Genomic DNA, 13,524 nt, shown 5'->3' on the forward strand with positions numbered 1-13,524 from the left:
CTGTGCCGAAGAAGATGGCCATGGCTCCGAATTCGGGCGCACGGCCGCACGGGTACCAGGCGGTGCTTCTAAAAAGCACACCCAGACCGCGCAGCTTGAAAAAAGGCAGGGCGTCGCGGGTGATGTAGGCGATGATCAGCAGCACGGCCACCAGCGAAAGCGCGGTGGCCAATAGCAGGAACCCTTTTAAAATGATGGCGGTCAGCCGCCGCAGGCGGCTGACCGCGTCGCTCATGATCAGGTTGTTTTCGTTCTTTGGCACTTAGTGTTCGAGGCGTCAATAGTTGGTGACGGGGATGAAACCGGTTTCCTCGATGATCTCCTGACCCTTTTTCGTCAGGTAGAGGGTGACGAACTGATACAGGTCCGAGCCCATTTTCGGGTAGTCGTTGGTGTACATATACAAGGGACGAGCAATGGGGTAACTGCCGTCCTTGACCGTTTCCGGGGAAGGGGCCACGCCGTTGACCGGCAGCGCCTTGACGGTGTTGTCGATGAAGCCGATGCCCACGTAGCCGATGGCTGCCGGCGTGCTCTGCACCCGCTGGCGGATGGCGCCGCTGGAACCGACGTACTCGCAGTTCTTGACGATCTTCTCGCCTTTCAGCACGCGGGTTTCGAAGGTCTCGTAGGTGCCGCTGTTGGTGTCGCGCGAGATGATGACGATGGCAACATTGGGCCCGCCGAGCTGGTTCCAGTTCTTGATCTTGCCGGTGTAGATATCCTTGATCTGCTCCATGGTCAGGGCCTTGGCGGGATTGCCGGGGTGGACGATGATGGCGATGCCGTCCAGGGCTACGACATGGGAGATAGGCAGGATTTCGCTGTGCACGGCGGCTTCGTACTCGTTCTGCTTCATGATGCGCGACATGGTCGCCACCTGGCAGGAACCGTTGATCAGGCTCTTGGCGCCGTTGCCGCTGCCCGATTCCGAAACGGTGATATTGACCCCGGGATGCTGCTTCATGTAGAACTCGGCGAAGGCCTTGGCGATGGGGCCCACGGTGGTGGAACCGTCGACCACGATCTTGCCGGCGTCGGCGGCCCCCAGGAATCCGGCGGCAAGGGCGATGATGAGCAATGTTTTGAATATTTTCATGTTTCCTCCTTTAGAACTGATAATAGAAAGTCACGTTAAAGTAGGTGTCGCTGCCCGGCTTCTTGCCGTTGTTTTCCTCGTAAGACACCAGCTTCACGTTGGGCATGATTTGGAACTTGGGGTGGATGTTCCAGCCCAGGCCGGCCAAGAAAAATGACGTTTTATAGCCTTTTTCGATGATCAGGTAGCTGTCCTGGCCGCTCGGCTGGGGATCGAAAGTCTGATCATAGCGGACCAAGGCTTCGAACTTTTTCCCCATTTTAGCCACGGCGAATGCCTGGATCAGGGAATACTTGATATCATCCTTCCCGGTTTCGGCCAGCGTTTTGGTCAGATAGTTAAGACCGACGCGTCCCCAGTCGCCCTGGAAGCCGGCAAAGGCCGAAAGCAGGGTGTCTTTTTTAGTGGCGTCGACCTGGATCATGTCGCCATAGACCTCGAACATCCAATTGGGGGTGGGGGTATAGGTGAGGCGGGCGTTCAGCGCTTTCTGCTTGTTGGTCTCCTGGCGGTAGCTGGAATTGTTGCCGAACATTACTGCATAGCCGAATTTCTTGGCGGCATCGAAATAGCCCTTGACGCTGAGACCGAAGTCGCGCGAGTCGCGGATCTTGTACAGGTCGAGGGACGTCTTTTCGACATGGCGGTAGCCGTAGAACTTTTCGATGTTGGCAAATGACAGGTGTTCCTGGATGCCCACGGTCAGCGAGTGCAGAGGCAGGAACTGGTAGCTCACGTAGGCGTCCTTGACAAAGGAGCTGATGGTGGCGGCGGTGGTGGAGAACTTGCCGTCGGAGTTCATCTCCAACCGGGCGCGGGCCTTCAGCTTGTCCGAGATGTCGGCGTCGTAGGTCAGGTAGATGCGCCGCAGCCAGAAGCCGTTCAGGTCTTCATACAACTTGGCGTTGGCGGCGTCAACGGCGTGGTGCTTGAGCACGAAGTAGTAGTCGCCGAAAGCGTAAGCCGAAATGGCGGCGGGGAGCTTCACGGCGCTCAAGACAAACAGGGCCAACAGGGTGAAAAGAATCAATCGTTTCATTTTTTCCTCCAGAAAATATTTTTTAGTACCGCCTGGATTGTCGCCCGCCACGATTAAGATGAAATAAATACACGGTTAATTTTTGGTTAATAATAGTTTTGGCCGTTCACAATTAATGAATCGTGCTGTAAAATGAAATTGACCGTTTTACATTTAACTTATGTCCATAAGGAGCGCAAAATGAAAAAAACCAGGGTGCTGTTTATTTGCGTCCATAACTCGGCCCGCAGCCAAATGGCCGAAGCTTTCTTAAAGAAATTTGCCGGTGAGCGATTTGAAGCGGAGAGCGCCGGGCTGGAGCCGGGAGTAATCAATCCGCTGGTTGTCAAAGCCATGGCCGAAATTGGCATCGACATTTCCGCCAAAACGACCCGCAGCGCTATCGACCTGCTGCGCCAGGGGAAGCGGTACGGTTGGGTGATTACCGTATGCGACGAAAGCCAGGCCGAAGCCTGCCCGATCTTCCCCGGCGCCGGTCAGCGCCAACACTGGAGTTTTCCCGACCCGGCCGCGTTCGAAGGCACTGAAGAAGAGAAACTGGAGCAGGTGCGCCGTCTGCGCGACCGCATCGCCGCCAAAGTTAAAGAATGGCTGGAAAGCCTCCGCGATTGAATCAGCTTGAGGCGGTTAGCGGCAGGGTGACGATGAACTCGGTGCCCTGACCGGGCTGGCTGAGCGCTTCGATGCGGCCGTCGTGCAGCAGCACGATGTGCTTGGCGATGGCCAGGCCGAGGCCGGTGCCGCCCTGCTCGCGCGAACGCGAGCGGTCGACCACGTAGAAGCGCTCGAAGATCCGCGGCAGGTGCTCGGCGGCAATGCCCGGTCCGGAGTCCTTGACGCGCAGTTCGATCTCCCGCTCGCGGCCGGTCAGGGAGACGCGGATCTCGCCGCGTTCGGTGTATTTGACGGCGTTGTCGACCAGGTTGATGAACAGCTGCTCCAAGCGGAACGGATCGCCTAAAAAGGCGGGCAAATTCGCGCTGGCGGTCACTTCCAGGCGGATGTTCTTTTCGCGGCAGCGGCCGGCGAAAATCACGGCGACATTGTCGGCCAACTGGCGCAGGTCGACGCGGCTCTTTTCCAGCCGCATCCGCGGTTCTTCCATCTCCGATAGGGTGAGCAGGTCATTGACCATGCTCACCAGCCGGTCGGTGTGGCGGTTGATGATGGCCAAATAATTGCGGTTCTGGGCAGTGCTTTCCTCGGCCAGCGTTTCGACGAAACCCTTGATCGCGGTCAAAGGCGTGCGCAGCTCATGCGACAGGTTGCTGACGAAATCGCGCTTGATCTTTTCCAGCCGCTTGTAGTCGCTGATGTCGCTGAAGGTGACGATGAGCGGTCCTGCTCCGGACAGAGGGCTGACATGAACCAGATAGACGCCGTCATCGATATCCAGCTCCCCGCGCGTATCCTGCCGGGTTTCGAGCGACCGCTTGATGAGTTCGTTGAGGCGCGAATCGCGCAGCGTCTCCCAATAGGGACGCCCCTGGCACTCTGATTGCTGACAGATTTTTTTGAAGCTCTGGTTGACCAGGATAATGCGCCCATCGCGATCCAGCACCAGCAGCCCTTCGCCGATGGAAGCCAGGATGGTTTCCAGCTCCAGCTGCTGGCGTTGGCCCGACTCCAGCAACGTCTTCTGCTGCTCGACCATGTGGTTGAAGGCGTCAGCCAGCTGCCGCAACTCATCGCGGCGGTTGATCCTGACCCGCGGGCTGAAATCGCCCCCGGCCACCTGGTGGGCGGCCAGGGTCAGCCGCTTGATCGGTTCGGTCAAATACCTGGCATACAGGAACGCCATCGCCAGCGCCATGGCCAGCAGAACAACCAGCATGGTATTGATCTTCCTGCGGGCGGGAATAATCATTTGGTCGATTACGCTCACGAACTGGCTAAGCCGCAGCACGCCGACGACCCGGCCGCCGTTGCGGATGGGAACGGCCTGGTAGAGCATGGCCCGGTGCAGGGTCATGCTCACCCGCGAGAATTGGGCCGGCTTGCCCTGCATGGCCAGGATGAATTCCGGGCGGTCGGCATGGTTGTCCATCAGCCGCGGATCGCCCTGCGCATCGGCCAGCACCCGGCCGTCCGTAGCAATCACGGTGATGCGGACGTCCGTCTCCTTTCCGAGTTCCTTGACCATGCGGTCCAGCGCTCCGCCATCCTGCGTCACCAACAGCGGTACGAAATTCCGCTGCAGTGATGCGGCCAGCTGGCCAAGGCTCCTTTGCACGTTCTCCAGGTATTGGTTTCTGATGATGCTTGTCGAAAATAAAAATATCAGCAACACCACCAGCACCATGATCAAGAGGTAGCTGAAGAATGTTTTGAAAAACAGCGATCTTCTCATGGTTCCAGCTTGTAGCCCACGCCGCGCACGCTCTTGATCAGACGCCCTGCTTCTCCGAGCTTGTCGCGCAGGTTCTTGACATGCACATCGATGGTCCGGTCGAGGGAAGCCTTGTCCTCGCCCCACACCTTGTCCAACAGCTGTTCGCGGGAAAAGACCCAACCCGGGTTGCGGGCCAGCACTTTCAGAATGGAAAATTCGGTCGCCGTGAGCTCGAGCTTGCGGCCGGCGACCCAAACCGCATGCTGCCGTTCGTCAATCTCCAGCATGTCGCCGATGCGCCATTGACCGCTGCTGGCGGCGCCAGGGGCCTTGCGGCGGCGCAGGATGGCGTGAATCCGGGCCACCAGCTCCTTGGGCGAAAACGGCTTGACCATGTAATCGTCGGCGCCCAGCTCCAGCCCCAGCACCACATCGGTCTCGTCGCCCTTGGCGGTCAAGATCAGTATCGGGATGGCGGCGGTGCGTTCGTCTTTCTTCAAGCGTTTGCATATCTCCAGTCCGTCCAGGTCGGGCAGCATCAGGTCAAGGATGATCAGGTCGGGGATCTCTCCGATCAGCGTTTTCAGCAAGGGTTCGGCCCGGCTGAAAGTCTTGATGTGAAAACTTGCTTTCTGGGCGTGGATGGCAATAAGTTCAAGGATGTCCGCTTCATCATCGACGGCGAAGATCATCGGTTTCTTGATATTCGTTGCTTCCATCAATTTTATCTCCGGATTATAGCCATTGGGTTATACTGACGAAACCGAAAACTATTTTTCATAATTGTGGCGAACGATTTTGCCCTCGATCATGTACACGATATCCTCGGCGATGTTGGTGGCATGGTCGGCGATGCGCTCGAGGTGGCGGTTAATGCGCATGTACTCGATGATGTAGTCGATTTTCTCCGGCTGGCGGCGGATCTCGTTCTTCACCTGCTGAAAAAGTTTCTGCACCGTGTCGTCGATCTCGTCGTCCGAGTCGATGACGGCGTGGGCCATGGCCGCATCCATGTTGACCAGGGCGTCCAGGCTGCGCTTAAGCATGGCCATGACATCGCGGGCCAGGGTTTTCAGATCGAAGTTGATTTCAATTTTCGGATAGGCGTTGATATTCAGGGAGCGGCCGGCGATGTTGACCGCCTCGTCGCCGATGCGTTCCAGGTCGCTGTTGATCTTGAGCACGGCGACGATGAAGCGCAGGTCCATGGCCACCGGCTGGTACAGGGCGAGGATCTTCAGACATTCCTCTTCGACCTCAACCTCGGTTTGATCGATGGCCTGATCGGTGTCCTTTATCTGCTGCGCCAGCTGGGCGTCGCGCTGGTCGATGGATTTTACCGCATCGGCAACCCGTTTTTCGACGCTGCCGGCCAGCAGTACGATCTGTTTCTTCAGTTTGTCGATTTCTTTTTGAAGATGGACGGGCATACGATACCTCCTTTTCAGCCAAAACGGCCGCTGATATAATTTTCGGTCATAGCCTGCGCCGGTTTGGTGAATATTTTTACCGTATCATCGAACTCGATCAATTTGCCAAGATAAAGAAAACCGGTGTGGTCCGAAGCGCGCGCGGCCTGTTGCATGTTATGGGTGACGATGACGATGGTATAATCTTTTTTTAATTCTTGCATCAGCTCTTCGATATGCATGGTAGCGAAAGGATCCAATGCGGAGCAGGGTTCGTCCATGAGCAGGATCTGCGGTTTCAAAGGCAACACCCGGGCAATGCACAGGCGCTGCTGCTGCTCCAACGACAACTTCAGCGCCGAATAATGCAAGCGGTCCTTCAGGTCTTCCCAAAGCAAGACACTGCGCAGAGCTTTTTCAACGATATCATCGTATTCTTTTTTGGCAGCCAGACGGTGCACCGACAACCCGAATACGATGTTCTCGTATACCGACAAGGGAAAGGGATTGGGCCGCTGAAAGACCATGCCGACCTTTTCGCGCAGGGTCAGCAGGTCCGTTTCGGGAGCGAAAATATCCTTGCCGTCGACGAGCACCCGGCCGGCGACGCGCACGCTTTCGATCAGGTCGTTCATGCGGTTGAAGACGCGCAAGAGGGTGCTCTTGCCGCAGCCGCTGGGTCCGATCAGGGCCGTTACCTGCCGGACCGGGATACGCAGGTTGATGTCGATCAAGGCCTGGAAATCCCCATAGAAAAGATCAAGCGCATGGGTTTCGATACTGATTTCGTTCATTTCAACCAAACTTACCGGTGATATAGTCGCCGGTGCGCTTATCAGCAGGCGTGGTGAACATTTTGCCGGTATCGCTCACTTCAATCATCTCCCCCATAAGAAAAAAAGCGGTGCGGTCCCCTACCCGGGCGGCCTGGGCCACGTTGTTGGTCACCAGCACGATGGTGTATTTTTCCTTCAGGATCAGCATGGTTTCCTCGATCCTGGCCGTCGAGATCGGGTCCAGTCCCGAAGTGGGTTCATCGAAAAGCAGAACTTCGGGCTGACCGGCCAGGATCCGGGCCATGCACAAACGTTGCTGCTGTCCTCCGGAAAGGTTCATGGCTGGTGTACGCAAGCGGTCTTTGACTTCGTCCCAAAGATAGGATTCACGCAAACTCCGTTCCACTGCCTGCCCCAGAACCTGCCGATCGCGTACCCCCTGCATGCGTAAGCCATAAACCACATTTTCAAAAATGGATATGGGCAGCGACAGCGGCAGGGCAAAGACGATGCCGACCTTGCGGCGCAGCGCTTCGACTTCCAGGCCGCGGCGGATATCGATGCCGTCGAGCCTGATCTCGCCGCTGCAGCGGCTGACCGGGACCAGGTCGATCAAACGATTCAGGGAATTGAGGAAAGTGGTTTTTCCGGAATTGGCCGGCCCGATGACGGTGAATATTTCATTGGCCTGGATGTCCAGGTTCAGGCCGCGCAGGGCGCTGAACTGGCCATAGTGCACATTAAAACTGCGCAGAGAAAACTTGACTGTCTGGCCTACCATTTTTTATTCCTGCGGAAACGTGAGCGGACCAGGATGGCGGCCAGATTGAGCAGCAGCACCAGCGTCAGCAGTACCAGCGCCGTCCCGTAGCGGACATTCTCGGCGATGCCCGGCACCTGGGTGGAGATGACGTACAGGTGGTACGGCAGGGCCATGGTCTGGTCGAAGATCGATTGCGGCAAACGAGGCAAATAGAAAGCCGCCACGGTGAAAAGGATAGGAGCGGTTTCGCCGGCGGCCCGGCCCAAGCCGAGGATCATGCCGGTCAGGATGCCCGGCAGCGCGTGCGGCAGCACCGCATGGCGGATGGTCTGCCAGTGGCTTGCTCCCAGCGACAGGCTGACGGTGCGAAAATGCTGAGGCACGCTCTCCAGCGCTTCGCGCGATGAAGTGATGATCACCGGCAGGATCATGATGCCCAGGGTCAGCGACCCGGACAGGATCGAAGCGCCGAAGCCGAAAAAAGTGACGAAGATGCCAAGGCCAAAAAGACCGTAAACAACCGACGGCACGCCGGCCAGGTTGACGATAGCCAGTTTGACCAGGCGCGACAGCCAGTTGTCGCTCGAATACTCGACCAGGAAGATGGCGGCCATAACCCCCAGCGGCACGGCGAAAATGATGGCCCCGCACACCAGGTAAAGGGTGCCCAGGATGGCCGGAAAAATGCCGCCGGCGGCCATGCCGTCGCGGGGCATGGAAAAGAGGAAGTCCCAGCTGATGGCGCTAGCCCCCTTGACGACGATGATCGACAGGATGACCAGCACCGGCAAAACCACCAGCAGCGTGGCCAGAAGCAGGACGGCAAAAGCGATCTTCTGCGTAAAGCGCGGGTTCATGTCAGCGGCGCGAGCGGTGCAGGTAAAGGTCGGCCACACCGTTGATCAGGAAGGTGATGATGAAGAGCACGATGCCGATGGCGAACAGGGCAGCATAATGCGGCCCGCCCTGGACCGACTCGCCCATTTCGGCGGCAATGGTGGCGGTCAGGGTGCGCACCGGCTGCAAGAAACTGCTGGGACTGATGGCGGCGTTGCCGGTGACCATCATCACGGCCATGGTCTCGCCGATGACGCGGCCGATGCCCAGCATGACCGCGGCCAGCATGCCCGGCCGGGCGGCGCGGGCCACGATGCGCCAGGTGGTCTGCCACTGGGTGGCACCCATGGCGATGGCCGCCTCGCGGTATTGCCGGGGCACGGCGGTGATGGCATCCTCGGCGATGGAGACGATGGTGGGCATGGCCATGAAGGCCAGGGTGACCGAGCCGGTCAGGGCCGTCAAGCCGGTTGGTATGTTAAACAGATTCTTTATCCAGGGACCGAGGGTGATCATGCCGATGAAGCCGATCACGACCGAGGGAATGGCGGCCAATAGTTCGATGCCGGCTTTCAAGGTTTCCTTGAGCCGCCGCGGCGCGATCTCGGCGATGAACAAGGCGGCGGCGATGCCGATGGGCACCGAAATGGCGGCCGCGCCCAAGGTCACCAGCAGCGAACCCAGGATCAGCGGCAGGATGCCGAAGCGCGGCGGTTGCGAGATAGGATACCAGCTCTTGCCGAAAATGAAATCGATCACGCTTTCGCCGCGGAAAAGGGAGAGCCCTTCGCGCAGCAAAAACAGGAAAATGAGCAAAACGAAAACAACGGAAAAAACGCCGCTGAGCAGGATGGCTTTTTCTATGACCCACTCTTTCAGCTTGCGCGGTGATACCGGACGCATCGCTTTTTACTGTTTATTTATCGGCACAAAGTCGATCTTGGCCACAATCTTCTGACCTTCCGCCCCAAGGACGAAATCGAGGAAGCGAGCCACCAGCCCTTTCGGCTCGCCGCGGGTGACCATCAGCAGCGGCCGCGAGATGGGATAGGCATTGCTGACGACATTCTCAATCGTCGGTTGCACAAAGGGAGAATTCCCATCCTTGGCGACGGCCAGGGCCTTTTCCTTCACGGAAATGTAGCCCATGCCGAAATAGCCGATGGCGCCCGAGTTCTGCGCGACTTCGTCGGCGATGGCCTGGGAACTGGGCAGCATCAGGGCGTTGGCGGCGAATTCGACCTGGCTCTCCTTGCGGCCGCGGCGCAGCACGTGCTCCTTGAAATAGACATGGGTGCCGGAATTGACTTCGCGCGACAGGACGACGATGGGCAGGTCGCTGCCGCCGATCTCCTGCCAATTGCGGACCGAACCGGAAAAGATCGCGGCCAATTGGTCCATGGTCAATTGCGAAAGCGGGTTGGCGGGATGGACCACGACGGCCAAACCGTCCAGGGCGACCGTGATCTGCTTGGGCTGAAAGCCCTTTTCCTTGGCCATGTCGATCTCTTCCGGCTTGAGCTCACGCGAAAGTTCGGCGATGTCGCAGGTGTTGGAAAGCAAAGCAGCAATGCCCGTACCCGAACCGCCTCCGGTGACGGCCACCGACACTTTGGGATTCACTTTCATGAACGCCTCGGCCCAGGCTTGCCCCAGGTTGACCATGGTGTCCGACCCTTTGATCTGGATGGAATTGGCCTGCTGGCTTTGCCGGCTGCAGCCAGAGAGCGCCAAAAGCACTACAAAGGAAAGGAAAATACCTGACAACATCCATTTTTTTTGTGCCACTTTTTCCTCCTTTTTCTTGTTTTCAAATGAGTGAGAGCGCGATTTGCTGAATACGATAGAACTAATTTTACTAATAATGGGTTTTTTGTCAAGTTTCATTTGTTTCCTCGGCGCCAGTCTACCTGTGAATTGTTAACGAAGAATAAGTTTTTTGTTAAGATCCGGTTAATTTTTCAAAGCCTGAATACCAAGAACCGATCAGTTGACTCAGCCAGGCAAGTGCAGCAACGAAATGCCATACCAGCACAAAGCCGAGATCAAAGCCGAACCGGGGATGGTCAGTATCCAGGCCCAGACGATGCGATAGGCCAAGCCCCAGCGGATGGCCGAGAGCCGGCTGGTGGCACCGACGCCGATGATCGCCCCAGTGATAGTGTGGGTGGTGGAAACCGGAATCCCTAGAAAAGTCGAAAAAAGAATTGATGAAGCCGCGGCGGTCTCGGCGCTGAAACCGTGTACCGGCTTGAGCTTAGTCATTTTCATACCCAGGGTCTCGATCACCCGCCAACCACCGCTCAAAGTCCCCAGGGAGATCGCCAAATAGCAGCTAATGACCACCCAAAAAGGCACATAAAAAGTGCTGCCCAGGTAGCCGGTGGAAAACAGCAGCATGGCGATGACACCCATGGTTTTCTGAGCATCGTTGGTGCCGTGCCCGATGCTGAACAAGGCGGCCGAAAACAACTGCAAACGGCGAAACCAGTGGTCGATGGTCTGCGGCGAACGCTTGCGGCATATCCACATGACCGCGATCATGATGGTGTAGCCAAGCACCAGCCCGATCAATGGCGCCAGGACAATAAAAAGTGATATTTTAAATAATCCCGAAAAAATCAATGATTTAATGCCGTTTTTAACCAAGGCAGCCCCGATCAAGCCGCCGACCAGGGCGTGCGAAACACTGATCGGAAATCCCATGTCCGTGCAAACATACGACCAGATGATGGCACCAATAAGGGTGGCCAGGATCATGGGCGCGTTAACTACTTTGTTATCGATCACGCCCTGGCCGATGGTTTTTGCCACATGCAACCCGAAAAGGAAGGCGCCGGCGAAATTAAAAAAAGCGGCCCAGAGAACGGCTTGGCGGGGCGTCAGCACGCGGGTCGAAATTACGGTAGCCACCGAGTTGGCGGCGTCATTCATGCCGTTGATGAAATCGAAGAGCAGGGCGAGAAACACGATGATGATGACAAGTATCAGCATGGCGATCCTTCAGCTCAAGTGTTTTCCAGAACGATCCCTTCGGTGATGTCGGCCACGTCCTCGCAGCGGTCGGTCGCCCGTTCGATGTATTCCAAGATGTCCTTCCACTTGATCAGTTCGAAGGGGTCCTTCTCCTCGCGGAAGAGGCGTGCCAGGGTGCTGCGGCGGATGTAGTCGGCCTGGTCCTCCAGGCGGTTGATCTCCACCGTCAGCTCCATGATGCGCGCCGGCTTCTTCAGGTTGCGCAGCAGGCCAACCATCTCCTTGACCAGTTTGACGCTTTCGAGAAGGACATGGCTCAGCTCTTTGGCCTCGCGCGGCACAGCGCAGGGGCGGTAAAGGTCGATGCGCGAGCTGGCGGCTTCGGCCAGGTCGAGAATGTCGTCCAAGCGGGAAGCCAGCTGGTGGATGTCCTCGCGGTCGATGGGGGTGACGAAGGTCTTGTGCAGATGCGACATGACGCTGTGCACCAGCAGGTCGGTCTGGTGCTCCAGCGACTTCAGGCTGACGGCGTGCTCGTTGTAATGGTCACATTCGTCGAGCATCTTGACCAGGATCTGTACCCCCTCAACCGTGTTGGCGCTGATCTGGTCGAACAGCTCGTAAAAAATTTCGTTTTTCGGCACCAGGGATTTGAACATGATTCACCTCAGTTAACCGGATTTCGGCAGGAGCGCCGAAGGAAACCGAAATATAACACAGCCTTTTTTCAAAGTCAAAATCGTTAAATTTGTAAAACAGGTCATTACCTTTTTTCTAAATATGCCTTCAATGAAGAGAAGAACTTGTGGTTGGCTGCAGGGAAAGGATACTTGCCCAGCTCCCCTATCCCGATCCAGGCGTGGGGCTGGCGGGTGCGGGCGCGGCCGGCCAGTCGCTTGCAGATGAAAACGTGCAGGACAATCTTGAAATGGGAATAGGCATGGCGGACCTCTCCCAGCTTAGATATTACATCCACCGTCACGCCCAGCTCCTCTTGGCACTCGCGGACCACGGCACGCTCGGGCTTCTCGCCGGTCCGGCACTTGCCGCCGGGAAACTCCCACAACCCGCCCAAGTGACCTATCTCGGGACGCTGCTGGATGAATATCTTTCCCTGATGGATAATCACGGCCAGCGCCACCCGGTGCGTCGGCACCGGTTTTTTCCTGCTTTTAACCGGCAGCGAACCCGCCAGGCCGCGACTGAAGGCGAAGCAACCTGCCCGCAGCGGGCAATCCTGGCAACGGGGATCTCTCGGCAGGCAGACGAGAGCCCCCAGCTCCATCAGCGCCTCGTTGAAGCGGCCCGGCTGTCGGGCCGGGATGATCCCGGCCAGGAAGGAAGCCACCTTGCGCTTGGCGGCCGACAAGGCAATATCGTCGGCGATTCCTTGCCAGCGGCAGACGACGCGCAGGACGTTGCCGTCGACGACCGGAAGGGTTAGGTTGCAGCCAATGCTCAGCACGGCGGCGGCGATGTAGTCCCCTACCCCTGACAGGGCGCGGAATTCCTCATACGTTTTCGGAATGCGCCCATGGTGTTTTTCATACACCTGCCTTGCCGCCAGCCAAAAGTTTCGCGCCCGGGAATAATAGCCCAATCCCTCCCAAGCTTTCAGCACTTGCTGCAGCGACGCTGTTGCCAAACGCTGCAGCGAGGGGAAACGCCGCAGGAATTCCCGGTAGTACGGCAGGACCGCGCTCACCTGGGTCTGCTGCAGCATGACCTCGGAGAGCCAGATGGCGTATAGGCCGCGCTGCCGGCGCCAGGGCAGGTCGCGGCTGTTGCGGGCGAACCAGCGCAGCAAAAGCGGGACCGAGGCGCCGGCGCGGTTGGCGTTCTTTTTCAATCTTTCCCGTCCTTGGCTCAGCGGCGCTTCAGCTGCTTCTCGATGTCGGCCAGGGTCAGGGTGACGATGATCGGCCGGCGGTGGGGGCAGAGATACGGGTTCTCGCAGGCAAAGAGGTCCTTGACCAGGGCGCTCATCTGCTCGGGCTGCAAACGCTGGTTGACCTTAACCGCGTTGCGGCAGGCCATGGCCGCCAGCAGCCGCTCTTCGGCCGGCAGTTCGCCCTCGGAGCCTTGCTGCAACGCGGCGCGAAGCGTCTCCTTGATCTCGGCTTCGGCCAGGAATTGCGGAAACGCCTTGATCTCGACGGCCGCGCCGCTGAGAAGACGGATGTCGAAACCGCTTTTTTTGAAAAACGACAGCTTTTCCTCGTCAAGGGCCTGCGACTCGGCCGGAGACAACTCCAGCAGCAGCGGGAACAGGGCCTGCGCCGCGGAGGCATTC

General features: G+C 57.8%; 16 protein-coding genes. 1 reads left to right on the forward strand and 15 read right to left on the reverse strand.

Features of this window, described 5'->3' with window-relative positions; translation table 11 throughout:
- From NTW95_06180 to NTW95_06190, 3 genes are all read right to left on the reverse strand, one after another.
- The coding region (locus NTW95_06180) for a hypothetical protein (protein ID MCX6557007.1) at positions 1–262 on the reverse strand (262 nt) is incomplete at its 3' end.
- 15 nt (positions 263–277) lie between these two features.
- The gene (locus NTW95_06185) at positions 278–1,099 is read right to left on the reverse strand and encodes a phosphate ABC transporter substrate-binding protein (GenBank protein MCX6557008.1); all 822 of its coding nucleotides are present in this window, start codon (positions 1,097–1,099) and stop codon (positions 278–280) included.
- Between the two features lie 10 nt (positions 1,100–1,109).
- The gene (locus NTW95_06190; protein ID MCX6557009.1) at positions 1,110–2,138 is read right to left on the reverse strand and encodes a hypothetical protein; all 1,029 of its coding nucleotides are present in this window, start codon (positions 2,136–2,138) and stop codon (positions 1,110–1,112) included.
- Positions 2,139–2,318: 180 nt separating this feature from the next.
- Here NTW95_06190 and NTW95_06195 point away from each other — a divergent pair, with 180 nt between their 5' ends.
- Complete coding sequence (locus NTW95_06195) at positions 2,319–2,750, forward strand: arsenate reductase ArsC (protein ID MCX6557010.1); 432 nt, start codon at positions 2,319–2,321, stop codon at positions 2,748–2,750.
- A gap of 1 nt (position 2,751) precedes the next feature.
- Here the strand turns inward: NTW95_06195 and NTW95_06200 are convergent, their stop codons facing one another.
- The 12 genes from NTW95_06200 to NTW95_06255 all read right to left on the reverse strand — a co-directional run.
- Positions 2,752–4,488, reverse strand: coding sequence for an ATP-binding protein (locus NTW95_06200; GenBank protein MCX6557011.1), 1,737 nt, complete (start codon positions 4,486–4,488; stop codon positions 2,752–2,754).
- A complete protein-coding gene (locus tag NTW95_06205; protein ID MCX6557012.1) occupies positions 4,485–5,189 on the reverse strand; it encodes a response regulator transcription factor in 705 nt (234 codons plus the stop codon). Before NTW95_06205 ends, NTW95_06200 begins: the two co-directional genes overlap by 4 nt.
- Positions 5,190–5,240: 51 nt before the next feature.
- A complete protein-coding gene (gene phoU, locus NTW95_06210; GenBank protein MCX6557013.1) occupies positions 5,241–5,900 on the reverse strand; it encodes a phosphate signaling complex protein PhoU in 660 nt (219 codons plus the stop codon).
- A gap of 14 nt (positions 5,901–5,914) precedes the next feature.
- On the reverse strand, positions 5,915–6,673 hold the full coding sequence (gene pstB, locus NTW95_06215) for a phosphate ABC transporter ATP-binding protein PstB (GenBank protein ID MCX6557014.1): 759 nt from the start codon (positions 6,671–6,673) through the stop codon (positions 5,915–5,917).
- Position 6,674: 1 nt separating this feature from the next.
- Complete coding sequence (locus NTW95_06220) at positions 6,675–7,436, reverse strand: phosphate ABC transporter ATP-binding protein (protein MCX6557015.1); 762 nt, start codon at positions 7,434–7,436, stop codon at positions 6,675–6,677.
- The gene (pstA, locus tag NTW95_06225; GenBank protein ID MCX6557016.1) at positions 7,430–8,275 is read right to left on the reverse strand and encodes a phosphate ABC transporter permease PstA; all 846 of its coding nucleotides are present in this window, start codon (positions 8,273–8,275) and stop codon (positions 7,430–7,432) included. Before pstA ends, NTW95_06220 begins: the two co-directional genes overlap by 7 nt.
- 1 nt (position 8,276) lies before the next feature.
- On the reverse strand, positions 8,277–9,158 hold the full coding sequence (pstC, locus tag NTW95_06230; GenBank protein ID MCX6557017.1) for a phosphate ABC transporter permease subunit PstC: 882 nt from the start codon (positions 9,156–9,158) through the stop codon (positions 8,277–8,279).
- A 6-nt stretch (positions 9,159–9,164) separates the two neighbouring features.
- Positions 9,165–10,043 carry a phosphate ABC transporter substrate-binding protein gene (locus NTW95_06235; protein MCX6557018.1) on the reverse strand — a complete coding sequence of 293 codons (879 nt, stop codon included), beginning with the start codon at positions 10,041–10,043 and terminating at the stop codon, positions 9,165–9,167.
- Positions 10,044–10,250: 207 nt separating this feature from the next.
- On the reverse strand, positions 10,251–11,249 hold the full coding sequence (locus NTW95_06240; GenBank protein ID MCX6557019.1) for an inorganic phosphate transporter: 999 nt from the start codon (positions 11,247–11,249) through the stop codon (positions 10,251–10,253).
- A 14-nt stretch (positions 11,250–11,263) separates the two neighbouring features.
- Positions 11,264–11,890, reverse strand: coding sequence for a DUF47 family protein (locus NTW95_06245; protein ID MCX6557020.1), 627 nt, complete (start codon positions 11,888–11,890; stop codon positions 11,264–11,266).
- 104 nt (positions 11,891–11,994) lie between these two features.
- Positions 11,995–13,080 (reverse strand): A/G-specific adenine glycosylase, encoded by a 1,086-nt coding sequence (mutY, locus tag NTW95_06250; GenBank protein MCX6557021.1) that lies wholly within the window; start codon positions 13,078–13,080, stop codon positions 11,995–11,997.
- Positions 13,081–13,097: 17 nt separating this feature from the next.
- Positions 13,098–13,524 (reverse strand): hypothetical protein (locus NTW95_06255; protein ID MCX6557022.1); only part of this gene is annotated, 427 nt, incomplete at its 5' end.

Source organism: Candidatus Aminicenantes bacterium, from assembly GCA_026393795.1.
In the GTDB taxonomy this organism is placed as follows: Bacteria; Acidobacteriota; Aminicenantia; order UBA2199; family UBA2199; genus UBA2199.

Coding starts and splice junctions, on each gene's coding strand:
- NTW95_06185 (MCX6557008.1), bottom strand. CDS start 1,099: ATGAAAATATTCAAAACATTGCTCATCATCGCCCTTGCCGCCGGATTC.
- NTW95_06190 (MCX6557009.1), bottom strand. CDS start 2,138: ATGAAACGATTGATTCTTTTCACCCTGTTGGCCCTGTTTGTCTTGAGC.
- NTW95_06195 (MCX6557010.1), top strand. CDS start 2,319: ATGAAAAAAACCAGGGTGCTGTTTATTTGCGTCCATAACTCGGCCCGC.
- NTW95_06200 (MCX6557011.1), bottom strand. CDS start 4,488: ATGAGAAGATCGCTGTTTTTCAAAACATTCTTCAGCTACCTCTTGATC.
- NTW95_06205 (MCX6557012.1), bottom strand. CDS start 5,189: ATGGAAGCAACGAATATCAAGAAACCGATGATCTTCGCCGTCGATGAT.
- phoU (MCX6557013.1), bottom strand. CDS start 5,900: ATGCCCGTCCATCTTCAAAAAGAAATCGACAAACTGAAGAAACAGATC.
- pstB (MCX6557014.1), bottom strand. CDS start 6,673: ATGAACGAAATCAGTATCGAAACCCATGCGCTTGATCTTTTCTATGGG.
- NTW95_06220 (MCX6557015.1), bottom strand. CDS start 7,436: ATGGTAGGCCAGACAGTCAAGTTTTCTCTGCGCAGTTTTAATGTGCAC.
- pstA (MCX6557016.1), bottom strand. CDS start 8,275: ATGAACCCGCGCTTTACGCAGAAGATCGCTTTTGCCGTCCTGCTTCTG.
- pstC (MCX6557017.1), bottom strand. CDS start 9,158: ATGCGTCCGGTATCACCGCGCAAGCTGAAAGAGTGGGTCATAGAAAAA.
- NTW95_06240 (MCX6557019.1), bottom strand. CDS start 11,249: ATGCTGATACTTGTCATCATCATCGTGTTTCTCGCCCTGCTCTTCGAT.
- NTW95_06245 (MCX6557020.1), bottom strand. CDS start 11,890: ATGTTCAAATCCCTGGTGCCGAAAAACGAAATTTTTTACGAGCTGTTC.